Source organism: Mycetocola sp. Y171 (assembly GCF_056713165.1).
In genome coordinates this window covers 937,624-954,903 of sequence record NZ_JBWYGX010000002.1, presented here as the reverse complement: position 1 = coordinate 954,903, position 17,280 = coordinate 937,624, and the positions used below count along the sequence as shown (strand labels likewise).

Genomic DNA, 17,280 nt, shown 5'->3' with positions numbered 1-17,280 from the left:
CTACAGTCTCGCCGCGTGGATGGCGCTGACGAGGATGGCCCGCGCGCCGAGTTCGTAGAGCGCATCCATGATGTGGTTGGTCCGCTGGCGGGGAACCATGACCCGGACGGCCACCCAGTCCTTGTCACGGAGCGGTGAGACGGTCGGCGATTCGATGCCGCCGGCGATGTCGGTCGCCTGGTCGAGGAGGTGAGCGGGGAGGTCGTAATCCATGAGGACGAACTGGCGGGCGACGAGCACTCCCTGCAGGCGCCTGCGGAGTGTCGCGAGCCCGGACGCCTCCTGGGGAGACCCGATGAGCACCGCCGTGGATTCGAGGATCACAGGGCCGAAGATGTCGAGCCCTGCCTTCCTGAGCGTCGTTCCCGTGGAGACGACATCTGCGACGGCATCCGCTACACCGAGCTGGACGGCGGATTCGACGGCGCCGTCGAGCGGCACGAGGGTGACGTCGACGTCGTGGCCGGCGAGGAATGTACCGACCAGGCCGGGGTAGCTCGTTGCGACCCGCAGCCCTGCCAGATCTGCGAGCTCGGTGAACCGGCCGGAAGGACCGGCGAAGCGGAAGGTCGAGTCACCGAAGCCGAGGCTTTCGATCTCGGAGGCCTCGGACCCCGAATCGAGGAGCAGGTCGCGTCCGGTGACCCCGACGTCGAGGGCACCTGAGCCGACGTATGTGGCGATGTCGCGTGGGCGGAGGAAGAAGAACTCGACGTCGTTGTGTGCGTCGACGAGGTGGAGTTCCTTCGGGTCGCGCCGGCCGGCGTAACCGGCCTCTGACAACATCTGTGCGGCTGTCTCAGCCAGTGAGCCCTTGTTGGGCACTGCGATTCTCAACATGTGCTGAAGTCTCTCGGTGGGGTGTCTGGTGTCGGAGGTGTCGTGTGCCCTGACGGGCAGGCGTCACAGATGTCGGTACACGTCCTCCGGCGCGAGTCCCTTGGCGAGCATCAGGACCTGCAGGTGGTAGATCAGCTGGGAGATCTCTTCGGCGGTCTCGGCGTCGCTCTGGTATTCGGCGGCCATCCACACTTCGGCGGCTTCCTCGACGATCTTCTTGCCGATGGCGTGCACGCCGGCATCCAGTTCACGAACCGTTCCGCTGCCTTCGGGGCGTTCGAGCGCCTTGCGGCTGAGTTCTGCGAACAGGTCGTCGAATGTTTTCACGTCTATCAGGGTACTAGTTCCTCGACGGGCCGCCGTGCGTGTGAACGGATGCAGCGGCCTCACGGAGGGCGCTGATCCGCAGTTCGGCGTTGTCGGAGCCGAAGACGCTCGAACCGGCCACGAAAGTGTCTGCCCCGGCCTCGGCGGCGATGCTGATGGTGTCTTCGTTGACTCCGCCGTCGACCTGCAGCCAGACGTCTCCTCCTGTGCGCGAGAGGGTTTCGCGGAGGAGGTGCAGTTTGGGCATGGTCTCTGCCATGAACGCCTGTCCGCCGAATCCGGGTTCGACGGTCATGACGAGGACCTGGTCGAACTCGTCGAGGAGTTCGAGGTAGGGCTCGACGGCGGTTCCCGGCTTGAGGGCGATGCCAGCCCTGGCGCCGATCTCGCGCAACCGCCGGGCGAGGAGGACGGGTTCGGTGGTCGCCTCGGCGTGGAAGGTGACGCTGTACGCGCCGAGTTCGGCATAGCCTGGCGCCCACCGGTCGGGGTCGTCGATCATCAGGTGCACGTCGAGCGGGAGCGAGGAGACCTGCTGGATCCGGTCGACCATCTGGGGGCCGAAGGTGAGATTCGGCACGAAATGGTTGTCCATCACATCCACATGCACGAGATCCGCTGTGCCGATGCGGCCGAGGTCACGTTCGAGATTGACGAAATCGGCGGCCAGGATGCTCGGGTTGATTCTGATCGACATCCAGACAGCCTAACGACTGGAGGAGGTCGCCTGCGATTTACCGATCAAGGCGATGAACATCGCGTCCGTCCCGTGGCGGTGCGGCCAGAGTTGCACCGTCGTGCCCTGGTCGGGGTCCTCCGCTGGGGGCAGGTCGAGGTGCTGGACAGCGACGGATTGCAGAACCCGGGCGGTGTCGAGCAGTTCGGCCGAATCGCCGAGCCTGCGGAGGGCGTCTGTGACGACGCCGCGGGTCTCCGCGACGTGCGGTGAGCAGGTCACGTATGCCAGCACTCCACCTGGCTTGAGCGCGTCGAAGGCGGACAGCAGCAGTGACTGCTGGAGCGCGGTGAGGTCGCCCACGTCTTTTGCGGTCTTCCGCCAGCGTGCCTCAGGTCGGCGGCGGAGCGCGCCGAGACCGGTGCATGGCGCGTCGACGAGGATGCGATCCCACGACTCGGGCTGGAGCTCGCCGACGTCGGTGCCGTCGAGTTCGGTGACCGGGATGTCTCCCGGCACCGGTGCGACGGCGCGGCGGACGAGCTGTGCCCTGGCCGGGACGACTTCGTTCGCCGTGACGGTGGCTCCGGAGAGGGCCGCCTCGGCGCCGAGCAGCGCGGTCTTGCCGCCGGGCCCAGCGCACAGGTCGAGCCAGCGCTCCCCCTCCACGACCGGCCGCGCCCTGCTGAGCGCGAGGGCGGCGAGCTGTGAGCCTTCGTCCTGCACGCGCATGCGGCCGTTCTCGTGGCGGATGGCTGTGTCCGGGTCTCCGCCGGTCAGGGTGAAACCGAACGGAGAGTACCGGTTGTGGTCGGCATCGTCAGGGGCGTCGGCGAGACCGGGAAGGGCGACGAGGTTGACGCGGGGTGCCTGGTTGTCTGCGGCGAGCAGGTCGTCGAGTTCGTCTCCCCTGCCCTCCAGGTTGAGCGCCTGTCGGAAGGCACGGATGATCCAGGCCGGGTGCGCGGAATCCGCGGCGATGCGGTCGTCCGCGCTCGTGGCGGCGGCGAGCACACGCTCGCGCCACTCGTCCGGCGTCGAGCGGGAGATGGTGCGGAGGACGCCGTTCGTGAAGCCGACGGCGGAACGGGAGCCGACCATTCGCGCCAGCGCGACCGATTCGTTGACGGCGGCGTGGGGCGCGACGCGAGTGGCGAGCAACTGGTGTGCGCCGAGCCGGAGCACGTCGAGGATGGCGGCATCTATCTGGCTGATGTCCCTGCCGGCGGCGATGGCGATGACGCGATCGTAGTAGCCGCGGAGGCGCAACGTGCCGTAGGTCAGCTCGGTCGCCAGCCCGGCGTCAGCGGTGTTGAGCGCCGACCGGGAGATGAGGGTGGGAAGGAGCAGGTTCGCATAGGCGTCGTCCGTGCTCACGGCGGCGATCACGTCGTACGCGACGCGCCTGGCCGGCTGGACGGAAGAGGGAGTGGGTGCGGTTGATGCAGTCATTGTGTGGAACCTACTCTGCCACGATCGCCGGGTCGCGGCCGAGTCCGCGCCACCAGTCGGCGGCAGCCATGGCCGGTTTGCCGGCAGGCTGGACCCTGAGGAGTTCGAGTGCCGTTGTTCCGGTGCCGACGACCACACGGCCGTCTGCGAGTCCCAGCTGCCCGGGGGAAAGCCTGACGTCCGGGGCCACCCGCGCGTCGAGGACCTTGAACCTGGCGCCGCCGATTGTCGTGTGTGCCCCAGGCTCCGGCGTCACGCCACGGAAGCGGTTGTACACCTCGTCGGCCGGAGCGGTCCACGGCAACCGACCGTCCTCGATGGTGAGTTTCGGTGCGACGGTCACCTCGCCGGACTGGGGCACCGCCTCGATCGCGCCGTCGCCGAGCCGGTCGACGACGTCGGCGAGGAAGCCCGCCCCGGTGTCTGCGAGCTCCCCGAGGAGGGCGCCGGCAGTGGCATCCGGGTCGATCGGATGCGTGAGGGTCCCGAACACGTCGCCGGCGTCAAGTTCGCGGACGAGCTGGAACACGCTCGCGCCGGTGACGGTGTCGCCGGCGATCAGTGCGTGCTGCACGGGTGCTGCTCCTCGCCAGGCGGGGAGCAGCGAGAAGTGCAGGTTAATCCAGCCGAGCCGTGGCGTCGACAGCAGCGGTTCGCGGAGGAATCCTCCGTATGCGACGATGACGCCGAGGTCTGGTGCCAGCGCGGTGAGAGCCTCGGTCACGTCGTCGCTGAGTCTGTTGGCCTTGAGCACGGGGATGCCTGCCGACTCTGCCGCACGAGCCACAGGCGACGGTGTGAGGATGCGCTTGCGGCCGAGCGGAGCGTCCTCCCTGGTCAGGACCGCCACGACCTCGTGGCGCCCTGCGAGCAGGCGCTCGAGGCTGGGGACGGCGACCTCGGGGGTTCCGGCGAAAATCAGTCTCATCGGGGTGTGCTCTCTCGCTGGCTGGTGCTGGGGGCTCATGACAGGATCTCGGGGTCGTCGAAGCGGACCCGCAGTGTCGGGGGCGGGCGGTAGCCGGCCTTGCCAGGGGGCGCCTTGCGGCGCCTGGTCGCATTCTTCACGACGGCGCCTCGGAGCAGCCGTGCCGCTTCGCCGGCGTGGCCGTAATCGATTCGCAGGATCGCCCTGACTCCGTCGTCTGTGGGAGTCGGACCGAGGATGCTCGCCCCTGGCAGATCCCTCACCTCGTCGAGTGCGGCGGAGACCGCGGTGGAATCTCCAGAGACGGATGCCGCTCTCACGGCGGGAGGGAAGCGCAGCGCGTGGCGGTCGAGGAGCTCGGCGTGGGCGAACGCCGGCTGGGTCCAGGTGGCGAGAGCGCGTGCGAGGTCTCCGGTGACGCCGGTGAGGACGACGGGGGCGCCCGGACGGGCGAGTGCTGCGGCGTTCGACCACCAGCGCAGGCAGTCCTCGCCGATCCTGAGGTGCTCTGCAGCGAGCATCCGGTCTCCGTCAAGGAGAAGGACGGCCGCGTACCCGCCCGAGGCGATCGGCTCGGCCCCCCTCGTGGCGATGACGAGCGAGGGCCTGGACTCGACGGTCGTCACCTGTCGTTCGCCGTCGGAGACGATGACGGGCACACCGGGGAACGCCCGCCCCAGTTCTTCAGCGGTGCGTCCTGTCCCCCTGGTGACCAGCCGGAGCTTCGTGCCCTCGCAGGTCGGGCATCTCCATCCGGCGGCGATGGCGCCGCAGAGGGTGCAGGCGGGTGCCGCTCCTGCCCTTGCGATGCCGAGGGGGCCTCCACAGTGGGTGCACCGTGCGGCTGCGGAACACGTGGCGCAGGCGACCACAGGGGCGTAACCGGGCCTCGCCACCTGCACGAGCACGGGACCGGACTGGAGCGCTTCCCTGGCCTGGCGCCACGCCATCGACGGGATGCGGGCCGCGACGGCGCCGGCATCCTCATGGTCCGCTTTCGCCGTGACGAGCACACGCGGTGTGAGGGCGCGCTCGGGCGCGACAGCCCTCACCCAGCCGATCTCGACGAGACGCTGTACGTCAACACTGCGCGTGTGCCCGGCGAAGAGAAGGGCGGCCCCCGACTGTTCCTGGCGGATGAGAGCCGCGTCGCGTGCGTGGACGTACGGGGTGAGCGGCTCCGAGTAGAGCGGATCGCCGTCGTCCCACAGGGCGATGAGACCCAGGCGTGCGGCCGGCGCGTAAACCGCCGACCGGTTGCCGAGGATCACCCGGGGAGTGTCGGTGAGGCAGTCGAGGAACCCGCGGTACCGCTCGGCATTGGGCTGGTTGGCGTCGACCCTGGTGATGCGATCGGCCGGAAGGTATTCGCTCAGGGCGGCGGAGAGCTGCTCGAGGTCGCGGTAGTCGGGCACGGCGAGGATGGCTGACTCTCCCCCGGCGACGACACGGGCAGCCGCCTGGGCCAGTGTGAGTGCCCATCGCCCGACCCATGCTCCCGAGTCGACCTGCACGACCTGAGGGACGACGTCGAGCGCGATCCTGGCGTGGTCGGCGAGCAGCCCGGCCAGTGCGTCTGAGAAGCCGTGGATGTCCGGGGCGGAGAGGACTGGCGTCGGAGCGCCCGGTTCGTCCTGCTCGCGCTGCCAGGTCTTCTCCACCCGGACCTGCCTGGCCGGGATGGCCAGCCGCAGGATGTCTCCCGCGCCGCCGGCTGCGCGGTCGGCCGCCTTCCTGGCCAGAGCCCAGACCTCAGGGGTCAGGACGGGCACATCGGAGACGACGGAGTCGATCGGGCTGAGGGCGCCGTCGAAACCGTCGGACGCGTCGACGGTGTCGATGATGTATCCGCGCGCGATCCGCCCGGCCGAGCGGAGGGGCACTGTCACCCGCACGCCGGGCACGGCGACGGAGGCGAGGCTCTCAGGGATGCTGTAGTCGAACAGGTGGTCGAGCTGTGGCAACGGGGAGTCGATCACGACGCGGGCCGCCGTGGTTCGGCTCGGACGCGGACCGGGCGGTGCTGCCCCGTCCGTCCCGGTTGGGGCGCCCTCCGTCACGGCTAGAGCCCGGCAGCGCTGCGGAGGTCGTCGACCCTGTCGAGCCGTTCCCAGGTGAAGTCAGGCAGTTCCCGGCCGAAGTGGCCGTACGCCGCCGTCGCCGTGTAGATCGGCCGCTTGAGGTCGAGCGCAGCGACGATCGCCGCAGGCCGGAGGTCGAAGACGTCGCGGATGGCGTCGACGATGGTCTCCTCTGAGACCTTCGCGGTGCCGAATGTCTCGACGTAGAGGCCGACAGGGGCGGCCTTTCCGATCGCGTATGCGACCTGAACCTCGAGCTTGTCGGCGAAACCGGCCGCCACAGCGTTCTTCGCGACCCACCGCATGGCGTATGCGGCCGAGCGGTCGACCTTCGACGGGTCTTTTCCGCTGAATGCGCCTCCGCCGTGCCGTGCAGCGCCGCCGTAGGTGTCGATGATGATCTTGCGGCCGGTGAGCCCGGCGTCGCCGGCCGGTCCGCCGATGACGAAGCGACCGGTGGGGTTGATGAGGAAGTTGACGGCGGAGGTGTCGAGGTCCACCGTGTCGAGCACGGGCCGGATGACATGCTCTTCGACGTCTGCGCGAAGCTGTGCCAGTTCGATGCCGTCCTGGTGCTGGGTGGAGAGCACGACGGTTTCGACGGAGCGGGCGGTGATCCCGTCGTAGCCGACCGTGACCTGGGTCTTGCCGTCCGGACGGAGGTAGTCGAGCTCACCGGACTTGCGCACGGCGGAGAGTCGCTCAGCGAGACGGTGGGCGATCCATCCTGGCACGGGCATGAGCTGGGGGGTCTCGGTCGTGGCGAAACCGAACATGATGCCCTGGTCGCCTGCGCCCTGGTGGTCGAGGGCGTCCGAGCTGGACAGTTCGCGGGATTCGAAGGCGTCGTCGACACCCTGGGCGATGTCAGGCGACTGCTGGCCGATGGAGACGGAGACGCCGCATGAGGCGCCGTCGAAGCCGACGTCCGAATGGTTGTAGCCGATGTTGGTGACGAGTTCCCGGATGAGCGCGGGGATCTCGACGTATGCCTCTGTGGTGACCTCGCCCGCGACGTGGACGAGTCCGGTGGTGACGAGTGTTTCGACGGCGACGCGGCTGTTCGGATCCTGTTCGAGCATGGCGTCGAGGATGCTGTCTGAGATCTGGTCGCAGACTTTGTCCGGGTGCCCTTCGGTGACGGATTCCGAGGTAAACAGGCGCAGTTGCGTCATACCAACTCCAAGTGGGACGGGGTGAGAACGGTCGTTCGGTGGGGCCGCCCGTGATCGATTCTCGGTGAAACCACCGACAATGCGCGGCCCGAAAAGCCCTCATCACTATATCCCCGGCCGGATGGGCGCCCCGTCCAGGTGACGGCGGGAGACGTCAGCGGGTCGGTCGGGGAAGGGTGTTGAGGACTCGGTCGGCGACGGTCAGCTTGTCGCCGGACGCCGTCAGAACGACCTCGCCGCCCCGAGCCAGGACGACGACGGTGTTGCTGTCCCTGGCGAAGCCCTCGTCCCATCCGACGCGGTTCACGACGAGGAAGTCGCAGCCCTTGCGCGCGAGTTTTGCCCGGCCGATCTCGATCAGTTCGTCCTCCCCTGGCGTCGTCTCCGCCGCGAAACCGACGACCACCTGGTCCGGCCTTGCCGATGCCGCGAGTCCGGCGAGGATGTCGGGGTTCTTGACGAGCCGGAGAGTGAGTTCGTCGCCGGTGTCTTCCTTCTTGATCTTGGCGTCCATCACCTCGACCGGCCGGTAGTCCGAGATTGCGGCGGCCATGATGACGATGTCCGCGTCCGGTGCGGCCTCCGTCACGGCCCGCTGGACGTCAGCGGCGCTCGGTGCATCGACGAGAGTGACGCCGTCTGGGGCAGGAACGTCAAGATGTGAGGCGATGAGCGTGACGGCCGCGCCCCGACGGAGGGCGGCGGTCGCGAGGGCGACACCCTGTTTGCCGCTGGAGCGGTTGCCGATGAACCTCACCGGATCGAGGGGTTCGCGTGTTCCGCCTGCCGTGATGACGATGCGGGTCCCGTCGAGGTCGCCAGGTGTACGCCGTTCGGCCGCAAGGGCGAGTGCGGCTTCGACGATCCGTTCGGGTTCCTCCATCCGCCCAGGGCCCGAATCTGCGCCGGTGAGTTGGCCGACGGCCGGACCGACGATTCCGACGCCGCGCGTACGGAGGGTGGCGATATTCGCCTGCGTTGCCGGGTTCTGCCACATCTCGGTGTGCATGGCGGGGGCGATCACGAGAGGGGCGGTGCTGGCCAGCACGGTGTTGCCGAGGAGGTCGTCTGCGAGCCCTGCTGCGAGCTTCGCGATCGTGTTCGCGGTCGCGGGGGCGATGACGATGAGGTCGGCGGCCTGGCCGATCGCCACATGCCTGACCTCGGAGACGCCCTCATAGAGTTCTGTGTGCACAGGGTTGCGGGAGATCGCCTCAAGTGTCGGCCTGCCGACGAAGCGCAGCGCCCCGGCGGTGGCCACGACCTGGACCGAGTGCCCGGCCAGCACGAAAGAACGGATGACACCGACCGCTTTGTATGCGGCGATGCCACCCGTTATGCCGACAACGACATTCAGAGAACCTGTCATCGGGAGTATTCGGTGTTACTCGACGATGGGACGCAGGACGAGCTTGTCCTCGTTGATCTCGTGGAGTGCGACGGAGAGCGGCTTGTCTTCGACGTGTGAGTCGACCAGGGGTCCGACGTTGTCGAAGAGGCTGCCCTCGTGCAGGTCGGAGTAGTAGTCGTTGATCTGGCGGGCGCGCTTGGACGCGAAGATCACCAGGGCGTACTTGGAGTCGACCTTGGAAAGCAGGTCGTCGATGGGCGGGTCAATGATTCCCTTGGGCTTCTCAGCCATACTGAAGTCACACTCCTCGTGTGTTGCGGATTGGAGAATAGAGGTCTGTCTGTGGCCGCGCGTCACGCCTGAGGGGCGTCTGACGGGCCGCGAGTCTGCATCAAGTCTACGACCTCCCGGGCTGCTTCAGCCACGGTGCCGTTCACGACCCGGTAATCGAACTCGTCCTGGGCCGCCAGTTCGTGCTCAGCGGTGGCCAGTCGACGTTCGCGCTCCTCGGCATCCTCGGTGCCACGGCCGACGAGCCGGCGGACGAGTTCGTCCCAGCTGGGCGGCAGCAGGAAGACGAGGGTGGCCTCTGGCATCACCTTGCGGACCTGCCTCGCTCCCTGGATGTCGATCTCGAGGAGCACGCTGTGCCCGCGGCGGAGAGCTTCGTCGATGGGTGCGCGCGGGGTGCCGTAGCGGTACGCGTTGTGGACGGTGGCGTGTTCGAGAAGTTCGTGGTCGGCGATCAGCCGGTCGAACTCGGCGTCGTCGACGAAGAAGTAGTTCACACCGTCGACTTCACCCGGCCGTGGCGCCCGCGTGGTCGCCGAGACGGACAGCAGCACGTCAGGGTAGTTCTCCCTGATGTGCGTGGCGACCGTTCCCTTGCCGACGGCTGTGGGTCCTGCGAGGACGACGAGACGGCTCTTGCGGCGTCCACGGTTCCGTGCCTCCCTGTCTATGACGAAGTTCCGGAGCCGCACGCGCTGATTGTGGCCGAGCCCGCCGATCCGCTTCGACGGAGAGATTCCGAGATCCTCGAGGATGCGGGCGAGTTTGGTCCGACCGATCGCAGGCACGCTGAGCAGGAAGTCGGTGACGCGCATCCGGCCGGCAACGCCTTCCGGGTGCTCGAGTCCGTCGTCGAGGACGGAGAGCGCAGAGGTCGATCCCTCAGCGATGGCGTTCTTCAGCCGGGCTCTGGCCCGCCTCGCCTCGACTGCGGCACGGGATGCGGCGACGCGGTCCACCTCTGGTGGGGTGCGATCCGTTGACTCAGGCACTGGCCCGCCTCACCTCTTCTGCTCGGGAGGCGACAGCCTGGCGGATGCCGTCTGGACCCGCGGCGAGCAGAGCGCGGGACTCGGAAACGATGACTCCGGCGGCGAGCGGGCCGTAAATGGCCTTGAGGTCGGCGACGGATGCGCCCTGGTGGCCGAAGCCAGGCGCGAGGACGGGCGGAGCCGGGCTCCTGGTTCCCCCGAGGTCGAACGGGCCGAGGTCGAGGGTCGCGCCGAGGACCACTCCGACCGAGCCGAGCGGCCCGGCCGCATGGTCTTGGTTCCATGTGGTCACGTCGTCGAGAATACTCCGCGCCACGGTGGAACCGGAGGCCAGTTTTGCCTGCTGGCCTGCGATGCCCTCCGGGTTCGACGTCGCGGCGAGCACGAACACCCCTTTTCCGTGCTTTTCGGCTAGCTCGAACGGCCCGGTGAGCGATCCGACTCCCTGGAACGGGTTGAGGGTGAGGGCATCCGATTCCAGTGGTGAACCGGCACCGAGCCATGCGTCGCCGTAGGCGTCGACGCTGGAACCGACGTCGCCCCGCTTCGCATCGGCGATGACGAGGAGCCCACTCTCCCTCGCCTCGCGGAGAACGCGTTCGAGCGCGTCGAACCCGCGGGATCCGAAGCGTTCGAAGAACGCCACCTGCGGTTTGACGATGCCGGCCGTCCCCGCGGCGGCCGCGACGACCCGGAGGCCGAACTCCCTGGCGCCGTCCGCTGTGTCAGGGAGCCCCCAGGTCGAGAGCAGCCAGCCGTGCGGGTCGATGCCGACGCAGAGGCGGCCCGGGCCGGCGAAGACCCCCGCCAGCCGTTCGCTGAAGGTTTCGGTCATGCCCGCGAGGCCCGATCCGACGCGTACTCCTGCAGGGAGCGCACGTCGAAGCCGTTGCGCACCGCTTCGATCGACGCGACAGCCGCGGTGAGTTCGGCGATGGTGGTGAAGAGCGGCTTGTCCTCCGCGACGGCAGCTGCGCGGATCTCGTAGCCGTCTGCGCGGCCGCTGCGACCCGAAGGGGTGTTGATGACGATGTCGACTTCGTGGCGGTTGATGAGTTCGACGATGGACGGTTCGCCGAGCGTGGACTCGTCGCCCTCGCTGTACTTGCGGACGGTGCGCGCCGAGATGCCGTTGCGGTTGAGGATCTCGGCGGTTCCGACCGTGGCGAGGATGTCGTAGCCAAGCTCCTGGAACCGAAGGATCGGAAGCACGATCGAGCGCTTGTCGCGATCGGAGACCGAGACGAAGACGGTGCCGGACAGCGGCATCCCGCCGTATGCAGCCGTCTGACTCTTGGCGAATGCGCGCGGGAAGTCCTTGTCGATGCCCATCACCTCGCCGGTCGAGCGCATCTCGGGGCCGAGGATCGAGTCGACGATGCGCCCGTCCGTCGTGCGGAACCGCTTGAACGGGAGGACGGCTTCCTTGACGGAGACCGGGGAATCGATCGGGATGCGCGATCCGTCGACCGGCGGCAGGAGACCCGACTCCTTGAGCTCGGCGATCGTCGTGCCGGTCATCACGAGCGATGCGGCCTTGGCGAGCGGGATGCCGAGGGCCTTTGAGACGAACGGAACCGTGCGCGACGCCCGCGGGTTGGCTTCGAGCACATAGAGGATGCCAGCGCCGATCGCGAACTGCACGTTGAGCAGACCCTGCACGCCGATGCCCTGCGCGATGGCGAGGGTGGCGTCACGGACCCGGTCGATCTGCCCACGACCGAGGGAGATCGGCGGAAGGGTGCAGCTCGAATCACCGGAGTGGATGCCTGCCTCTTCAATGTGCTCCATCACGCCGCCGATGTAGAGCTCGGTGCCGTCGTAGATGGCATCGACGTCGATCTCGATGGCGTCGTCCAGGAACCGGTCGACGAGCAGCGGATGCTGCGGACCGATGATTCCCTGGCCGGCCATCCGGAGGAAGTAGTCCTCGAGAGACGCGGTGTCGTAGACGATCTCCATGCCGCGGCCGCCGAGTACGTAGCTCGGGCGGACGAGGACGGGGTAGCCGATGTCCTCGGCGATGGTGATCGCACCGGTGACCTCGGTGGCTGTGCCGTTCTTGGGTGCGAGCAGCCCGGCGTCTGTGAGGATCTGTGAGAACGCGCCGCGCTCTTCGGCGAGGTCGATCGCCTCCGGGGTGGTTCCGAGAATCGGGATGCCTGCTGCTTTGAGCCCCTTGGCCAGGCCGAGGGCGGTCTGGCCGCCGAGCTGCACGACCACTCCGACGAGTTCGCCCGCCTGGCTCTCGGCGTGGATGACCTCGAGGACGTCCTCGAGAGTCAGCGGCTCGAAGTACAGCCTGTCGCTCGTGTCGTAGTCCGTCGACACGGTCTCCGGGTTGCAGTTGATCATGATGGTCTCGAACCCGGCGCCGCGCAGGGCGAATGACGCGTGGACGCAGGAATAGTCGAACTCGATACCCTGGCCGATGCGGTTGGGGCCTGAGCCGAGGATGACCACCTTGCGGCGGTCGGACGGGATGACCTCGGTCTCCTGGTCGTAGCTCGAGTAGTGATACGGCGTGAGGGCGGGGAACTCGCCTGCGCACGTGTCGACGGTCTTGAAGACGGGCCGTACGTCGAGGATGTGCCTGACTTCGCGCACCTCAGCTTCGCCGAAACCGCGCAACTGCCCGATCTGGGCGTCGGAGAAACCGTGGTTCTTGGCGGTCGTGAGCACGTCGGTGTCAAGCCTGGCGGCATCCCGGATGTAGTCGGCTACCTCGTTGATGAGCACGATCTGGTCGAGGAACCACGGGTCGATCTTGGTGGTTTCGAACAGCTGTTCCGGGGTTGCCCCACGACGCAGTGCCTGCTGGACGACGACGATTCGTCCGTCGGTCGGTACGGCGGCGATCGTGAGGAGTTCCTCGATGGAGCGGTTCTCTTCTCCCCAGTGGAAGCTGGAGCCGCGTTTCTCGAGTGAGCGGAGCGCCTTCTGCAGGGCTGTGGAGAAGTTACGGCCGATCGCCATCGCCTCACCGACCGACTTCATGGTCGTGGTGAGCGTGGCATCCGCTGCCGGGAATTTCTCGAACGCGAACCGCGGCACCTTGACGACGACGTAGTCGAGCGTCGGCTCGAAGCTCGCGGGGGTGACCTTCGTGATGTCGTTCGGAATCTCATCGAGGTGGTAGCCGATGGCCAGCTTTGCGGCGATCTTGGCGATCGGGAACCCGGTCGCCTTGGACGCGAGGGCACTCGAGCGTGAGACGCGTGGGTTCATCTCGATGACGATGATGCGACCGTTCGCCGGGTCGATGGCGAACTGGATGTTGCAGCCGCCCGTGTCGACGCCGACGGCGCGGATGATGTCGATGCCGATGTCGCGGAGCTTCTGGTACTCACGGTCGGTGAGGGTCAGTGCCGGAGCGACGGTGATCGAGTCGCCGGTGTGCACACCGACCGGGTCGACGTTCTCGATGGAGCAGACGACGACGGTGTTGTCGGCCGTGTCGCGCATCAGTTCGAGTTCGTACTCTTTCCAGCCGAGGATCGACTCCTCGAGGAGAACCTCGGTCGTCGGGCTCTGGTGCAGGCCATCGGTGACCATTCGCACCAGTTCCTCGCGGGTATACGCGAATCCGGAGCCGAGACCGCCCATGGTGAACGACGGCCGGATGACGAGCGGGTAGCCCAGCTGCTCGGCGAAATCGATTGCTTCGTCGACGGTGTGGGCGATGAAGGATTTCGCGACATCCGCGCCGCATTCGAGGACGAGCTCCTTGAAGATCTGGCGGTCTTCGCCCTTGTTGATGGCCTCGAAGTTCGCGCCGATCAGCTCGACGTCGTACTTCTCGAGGATGCCGTGTTCGTGCAACTGGATCGCCGCGTTCAGTGCGGTCTGGCCGCCCAGGGTCGGCAGGATGGCATCCGGCTTCTCCTTGGCGATGATCGTTTCGAGGACTTCCCACGTGATCGGTTCGATGTATGTGGCATCTGCGAAGTCCGGGTCGGTCATGATGGTGGCCGGGTTGGAGTTCACGAGGATGACGCGAACGCCTTCCTCACGCAGAACACGGCACGCCTGCGTTCCCGAGTAGTCGAACTCGGCTGCCTGGCCGATGACGATCGGGCCTGAACCGATGACGAGGACGCTGTGGATGTCGTCGCGCTTGGGCATTAGTTGTTGTCTCCTGCTCGGTTGGCCTTGTTCGAGATCACCAGGTCGCGGAAGCGATCGAAGAGGTGGTTGGCGTCATTCGGGCCTGCGGCCGACTCCGGGTGGTACTGCACGCTGAACGCGGGGATGTCGAGGCACGCGAGGCCTTCGACGACCTGGTCGTTGAGACTGTAGTGACTGACGGTGACCCGGCCGAATCCCTCAGGCGACTCGTGTTCGCCCTCGATCGGCAGGTCGACCGCGAAGCCGTGGTTCTGGGAGGTGATCTCCACTCTCCCTGTCGCCTTCTCGAGCACTGGCTGGTTGATGCCGCGGTGGCCGAACGGCAACTTGTATGTGCCGAAACCGAGCGCGCGGCCCAGCAGCTGGTTTCCGAAGCAGATCCCGAAGTAGGGAAGTTCGGCGCGGAGTGCCTCGCGGAGGAGGGTCACATGGGCTTCGGACGCAGCGGGGTCGCCCGGTCCGTTCGAGAAGAACAGGGCGTCCGGGTTCAGGGAGAGCACGTGCTCGGCCGTGACGTTCTGCGGCAGCACGAGAACATCGAAGCCGCGCTCCGAGAGATATTTGACAGTCGAGCTCTTGATACCGAGATCGAGAACAGCGACCCGGCCGACGCGCTCACCCTGGGCAGGGACTTCGTACGGGTCGACCGTGGAGACGTCGCGCGACAGGTTTCGTCCCGACATTTCCTCACCCTGGCGGACCTGGTCGAGCTGGTCGCCCTCGGAGAGGTCGAAGAACTCGCCAGAGAAGATCCCGGCGCGCATGGCACCCGCCGAGCGGATGTGGCGGGTGACGGCGCGGGTGTCGATGTTGCTGATCCCGACGACGCCGCTCTGAACGAGGTCGTTGTCGAGGCTGTCCTCGGCGCGGAAGTTGGAGACCATACGGGAAGGGTCGCGGACGACGTATCCGGCCACCCAGATCTGCTTCGACTCCATGTCTTCGGTGTTGACGCCGGTGTTGCCGATGTGGGGTGCGGTCATCAGGACGATCTGCCCGGCGTACGACGGGTCGGTCAGCGTCTCCTGGTATCCGGTCATCCCGGTGGAGAAGACAGCCTCACCGAGGGTCTTGCCTGTTGCGCCGTATGCGCGGCCGACGTAGCGGCTGCCGTCTTCGAGGACGAGGACGGCCGGTGTTGCGGAGCCAAATCTCGAGCTGCTCATTATTTCTCACTCTCGGTGGAGTCGGTGGGCGCGGCGGGGGCCGGCGCGGAGGACAGGGACGTCAGGGCGTCGAGGACGCGGGTGTGCTGGGTGGGATCGATCACGCGGACGTAGCTCTCGACATCCGTGCCCGCCGATCGCCAGCGGAACGAGAGCAGGCCGTCTGCCTCGACCACACGGTCGATGGTCCAGGTCGCAGGCTCCGCGGACACGATCTGATCCGCGGCGAGAAAGACGGGATCCTGTCCGGGGACGGACAGCACGACGCCTTCGGAGGCGACCGTGAGGTCGGCACTGGCTCGGAACGCCAGTCCGCGGATGGCGAGCCGCTCAAGAGGCTGCCCGGCACGGGTCGTGGCGACGTAGAGCACTGCGGTGGTGATGAGAGGGTGGATGCCCTCTGCTGGCACCGGCTGTCCGGCAGGAACGCCGGCGTCACGGGCGGCGCGGGCCCGCCAGGCGAGCCACATGCCGAGCAGGAGCAGGGCAAGGAACGCCAGGACGATCGCGGCGGGTACGATCCGGTCAGACATTGCTGGCCGTCCTCTGCTCGCGGGCCAGCGTGGCGATCTCGTCCGCCGGCCTGAGGAGTCCGTCGAGGACGGTGGCGAAGCCGTTGTGGAAGGTCGCGACGACCCGGCCGGGCAGAACCTGGTCGAGATAGGGCGAGTTGGTCCCCTTCCCAGCGAGGTCGTCGGTGCTGAAGGTGCGGCTGGCCGTCGGGTCGTAGAGGGTGACCTGGCCCGGGGCCCCGTGTGTGAGGCCCTGGCCGTGGCTCGAGATGCGCCCGATGCGCGCCGGAGCTGAGGAGAGCACGCGGGCGACGTCAGCCCAGCCCAGCTGGCCGGTCTCGACGACGGCCTTGTGGACCACGCTGAGCGCCGATTCCAGTCCGACCATGCCGTTCGCGGCGGCATCCCATTCACAGTCCTTGTTCTCGACCGGGTGCGGGGCGTGGTCGGTGGCGACGATGTCGATGGTGCCGTCTGCGAGTGCCTCGCGGAGGGCGAGCACGTCCTCGCGGCGACGCAGAGGCGGGTTCACCTTGTAGCGGGCGTCGAAGCTGCGGACGAGTTCTTCGTCGAGGAGCAGGTGGTGCGGGGTGACCTCGGCGGTGACGTCGATGCCGCGTGCCTTGGCCCAGCGGATGACGTCGACGGAGCCTGCGGTCGAGACGTGACAGACGTGCAGCCTGCTGCCGACGTGTTCGGCGAGGAGCACGTCGCGGGCGATGATCGACTCCTCGGCGACGGCCGGCCACCCGGTGAGGCCGAGTTCGCCGGAGACGGCGCCCTCGTTCATCTGTGCGCCGACGGTGAGGCGGGGTTCCTGGGCGTGCTGGGCGATGACGCCGTCGAAGGACTTCACGTACTCAAGCGCGCGGCGCATGAGTACAGGGTCTGAGACACAGAAGCCGTCGTCGGAGAAGACGCGGACGTTGGCCCGTGAGGTTGCCATTGCGCCGAGTTCGGCCAGCTGTTCACCGGCGAGGCCGACCGTGACGGCGCCGATCGGCTGCACGGTGGCGTATCCGGCCTGCTCCCCCAGCGAGAGTTCCTGTTCGACGACGCCGGCCGTGTCTGCGACCGGCGAGGTGTTCGCCATGGCGAAGACGGCGGTGAAGCCGCCGGCAGCAGCGGCCTGGGTTCCGGTCAGCACCGTCTCACTCTGTTCGTAACCAGGCTCACGGAGGTGGGTGTGCAGGTCGACCAGGCCAGGGAGCGCGACGAGTCCGTCTGCGTCGATGCGTCGGGCGCCGGCGGACGACAGGTCGGTGCCGAGGCCGGCGATGATGCCGTTCTCGAGGAGGATGTCGGTGCGCGTGCCGTCTGGCAGGGAGGCTCCGGAAATCAGGTAGGTGTTCGTCGACATG

At 67.5% G+C, this 17,280-nt stretch carries 15 protein-coding genes; all 15 read right to left on the bottom strand.

What is annotated here, in order from left to right; translation table 11 throughout:
* Positions 1-840: an ATP phosphoribosyltransferase gene (gene hisG, locus AC1M2K_RS14250; protein ID WP_480241466.1), complete on the bottom strand. Its 840-nt coding sequence runs from the start codon at positions 838-840 to the stop codon at positions 1-3.
* 63 nt (positions 841-903) lie between these two features.
* Positions 904-1,167, bottom strand: a complete 264-nt coding sequence (locus AC1M2K_RS14245) for a phosphoribosyl-ATP diphosphatase (RefSeq protein ID WP_480236500.1) — start codon at positions 1,165-1,167, stop codon at positions 904-906.
* A 13-nt stretch (positions 1,168-1,180) separates the two neighbouring features.
* Entirely contained in the window at positions 1,181-1,864 is a 684-nt protein-coding gene (rpe, locus tag AC1M2K_RS14240; RefSeq protein ID WP_480241465.1) for a ribulose-phosphate 3-epimerase, read from the bottom strand.
* Between the two features lie 9 nt (positions 1,865-1,873).
* Positions 1,874-3,295 carry an RsmB/NOP family class I SAM-dependent RNA methyltransferase gene (locus tag AC1M2K_RS14235; RefSeq protein ID WP_480241464.1) on the bottom strand — a complete coding sequence of 474 codons (1,422 nt, stop codon included), beginning with the start codon at positions 3,293-3,295 and terminating at the stop codon, positions 1,874-1,876.
* Between the two features lie 10 nt (positions 3,296-3,305).
* The gene (fmt, locus tag AC1M2K_RS14230; protein ID WP_480241463.1) at positions 3,306-4,223 is read right to left on the bottom strand and encodes a methionyl-tRNA formyltransferase; all 918 of its coding nucleotides are present in this window, start codon (positions 4,221-4,223) and stop codon (positions 3,306-3,308) included.
* 35 nt (positions 4,224-4,258) lie between these two features.
* On the bottom strand, positions 4,259-6,283 hold the full coding sequence (locus AC1M2K_RS14225; RefSeq protein ID WP_480241462.1) for a primosomal protein N' family DNA-binding protein: 2,025 nt from the start codon (positions 6,281-6,283) through the stop codon (positions 4,259-4,261).
* Between the two features lie 2 nt (positions 6,284-6,285).
* A complete protein-coding gene (gene metK / locus AC1M2K_RS14220) occupies positions 6,286-7,479 on the bottom strand; it encodes a methionine adenosyltransferase (RefSeq protein WP_480241461.1) in 1,194 nt (397 codons plus the stop codon).
* Between the two features lie 154 nt (positions 7,480-7,633).
* Entirely contained in the window at positions 7,634-8,848 is a 1,215-nt protein-coding gene (gene coaBC, locus AC1M2K_RS14215; RefSeq protein WP_480241460.1) for a bifunctional phosphopantothenoylcysteine decarboxylase/phosphopantothenate--cysteine ligase CoaBC, read from the bottom strand.
* Positions 8,849-8,863: 15 nt separating this feature from the next.
* Positions 8,864-9,121 carry a DNA-directed RNA polymerase subunit omega gene (gene rpoZ / locus AC1M2K_RS14210; protein WP_090712805.1) on the bottom strand — a complete coding sequence of 86 codons (258 nt, stop codon included), beginning with the start codon at positions 9,119-9,121 and terminating at the stop codon, positions 8,864-8,866.
* 62 nt (positions 9,122-9,183) lie between these two features.
* Entirely contained in the window at positions 9,184-10,113 is a 930-nt protein-coding gene (gene gmk / locus AC1M2K_RS14205; protein ID WP_480241459.1) for a guanylate kinase, read from the bottom strand.
* Entirely contained in the window at positions 10,106-10,948 is an 843-nt protein-coding gene (pyrF, locus tag AC1M2K_RS14200; protein ID WP_480241458.1) for an orotidine-5'-phosphate decarboxylase, read from the bottom strand. Before pyrF ends, gmk begins: the two co-directional genes overlap by 8 nt.
* Positions 10,945-14,238, bottom strand: a complete 3,294-nt coding sequence (gene carB, locus AC1M2K_RS14195; protein WP_480241457.1) for a carbamoyl-phosphate synthase large subunit — start codon at positions 14,236-14,238, stop codon at positions 10,945-10,947. Before carB ends, pyrF begins: the two co-directional genes overlap by 4 nt.
* On the bottom strand, positions 14,238-15,407 hold the full coding sequence (gene carA, locus AC1M2K_RS14190) for a glutamine-hydrolyzing carbamoyl-phosphate synthase small subunit (RefSeq protein ID WP_480236510.1): 1,170 nt from the start codon (positions 15,405-15,407) through the stop codon (positions 14,238-14,240). The genes carB and carA overlap by 1 nt, the downstream gene beginning before the upstream one ends.
* Complete coding sequence (locus AC1M2K_RS14185; protein ID WP_480241456.1) at positions 15,407-15,940, bottom strand: PH-like domain-containing protein; 534 nt, start codon at positions 15,938-15,940, stop codon at positions 15,407-15,409. Before AC1M2K_RS14185 ends, carA begins: the two co-directional genes overlap by 1 nt.
* Complete coding sequence (locus AC1M2K_RS14180; RefSeq protein ID WP_480241455.1) at positions 15,933-17,279, bottom strand: dihydroorotase; 1,347 nt, start codon at positions 17,277-17,279, stop codon at positions 15,933-15,935. The genes AC1M2K_RS14185 and AC1M2K_RS14180 overlap by 8 nt, the downstream gene beginning before the upstream one ends.
* Position 17,280: the final 1 nt, after the last annotated feature.

Excerpts from the sequence above, each read along its gene's own strand:
- hisG (WP_480241466.1), bottom strand. The coding sequence starts at position 840 with ATGTTGAGAATCGCAGTGCCCAACAAGGGCTCACTGGCTGAGACAGCC.
- AC1M2K_RS14235 (WP_480241464.1), bottom strand. The coding sequence starts at position 3,295 with ATGACTGCATCAACCGCACCCACTCCCTCTTCCGTCCAGCCGGCCAGG.
- rpe (WP_480241465.1), bottom strand. The coding sequence starts at position 1,864 with ATGTCGATCAGAATCAACCCGAGCATCCTGGCCGCCGATTTCGTCAAT.
- carB (WP_480241457.1), bottom strand. The coding sequence starts at position 14,238 with ATGCCCAAGCGCGACGACATCCACAGCGTCCTCGTCATCGGTTCAGGC.
- AC1M2K_RS14185 (WP_480241456.1), bottom strand. The coding sequence starts at position 15,940 with ATGTCTGACCGGATCGTACCCGCCGCGATCGTCCTGGCGTTCCTTGCC.
- fmt (WP_480241463.1), bottom strand. The coding sequence starts at position 4,223 with ATGAGACTGATTTTCGCCGGAACCCCCGAGGTCGCCGTCCCCAGCCTC.
- AC1M2K_RS14180 (WP_480241455.1), bottom strand. The coding sequence starts at position 17,279 with ATGTCGACGAACACCTACCTGATTTCCGGAGCCTCCCTGCCAGACGGC.
- rpoZ (WP_090712805.1), bottom strand. The coding sequence starts at position 9,121 with ATGGCTGAGAAGCCCAAGGGAATCATTGACCCGCCCATCGACGACCTG.
- coaBC (WP_480241460.1), bottom strand. The coding sequence starts at position 8,848 with ATGACAGGTTCTCTGAATGTCGTTGTCGGCATAACGGGTGGCATCGCC.
- pyrF (WP_480241458.1), bottom strand. The coding sequence starts at position 10,948 with ATGACCGAAACCTTCAGCGAACGGCTGGCGGGGGTCTTCGCCGGCCCG.
- metK (WP_480241461.1), bottom strand. The coding sequence starts at position 7,479 with ATGACGCAACTGCGCCTGTTTACCTCGGAATCCGTCACCGAAGGGCAC.
- carA (WP_480236510.1), bottom strand. The coding sequence starts at position 15,407 with ATGAGCAGCTCGAGATTTGGCTCCGCAACACCGGCCGTCCTCGTCCTC.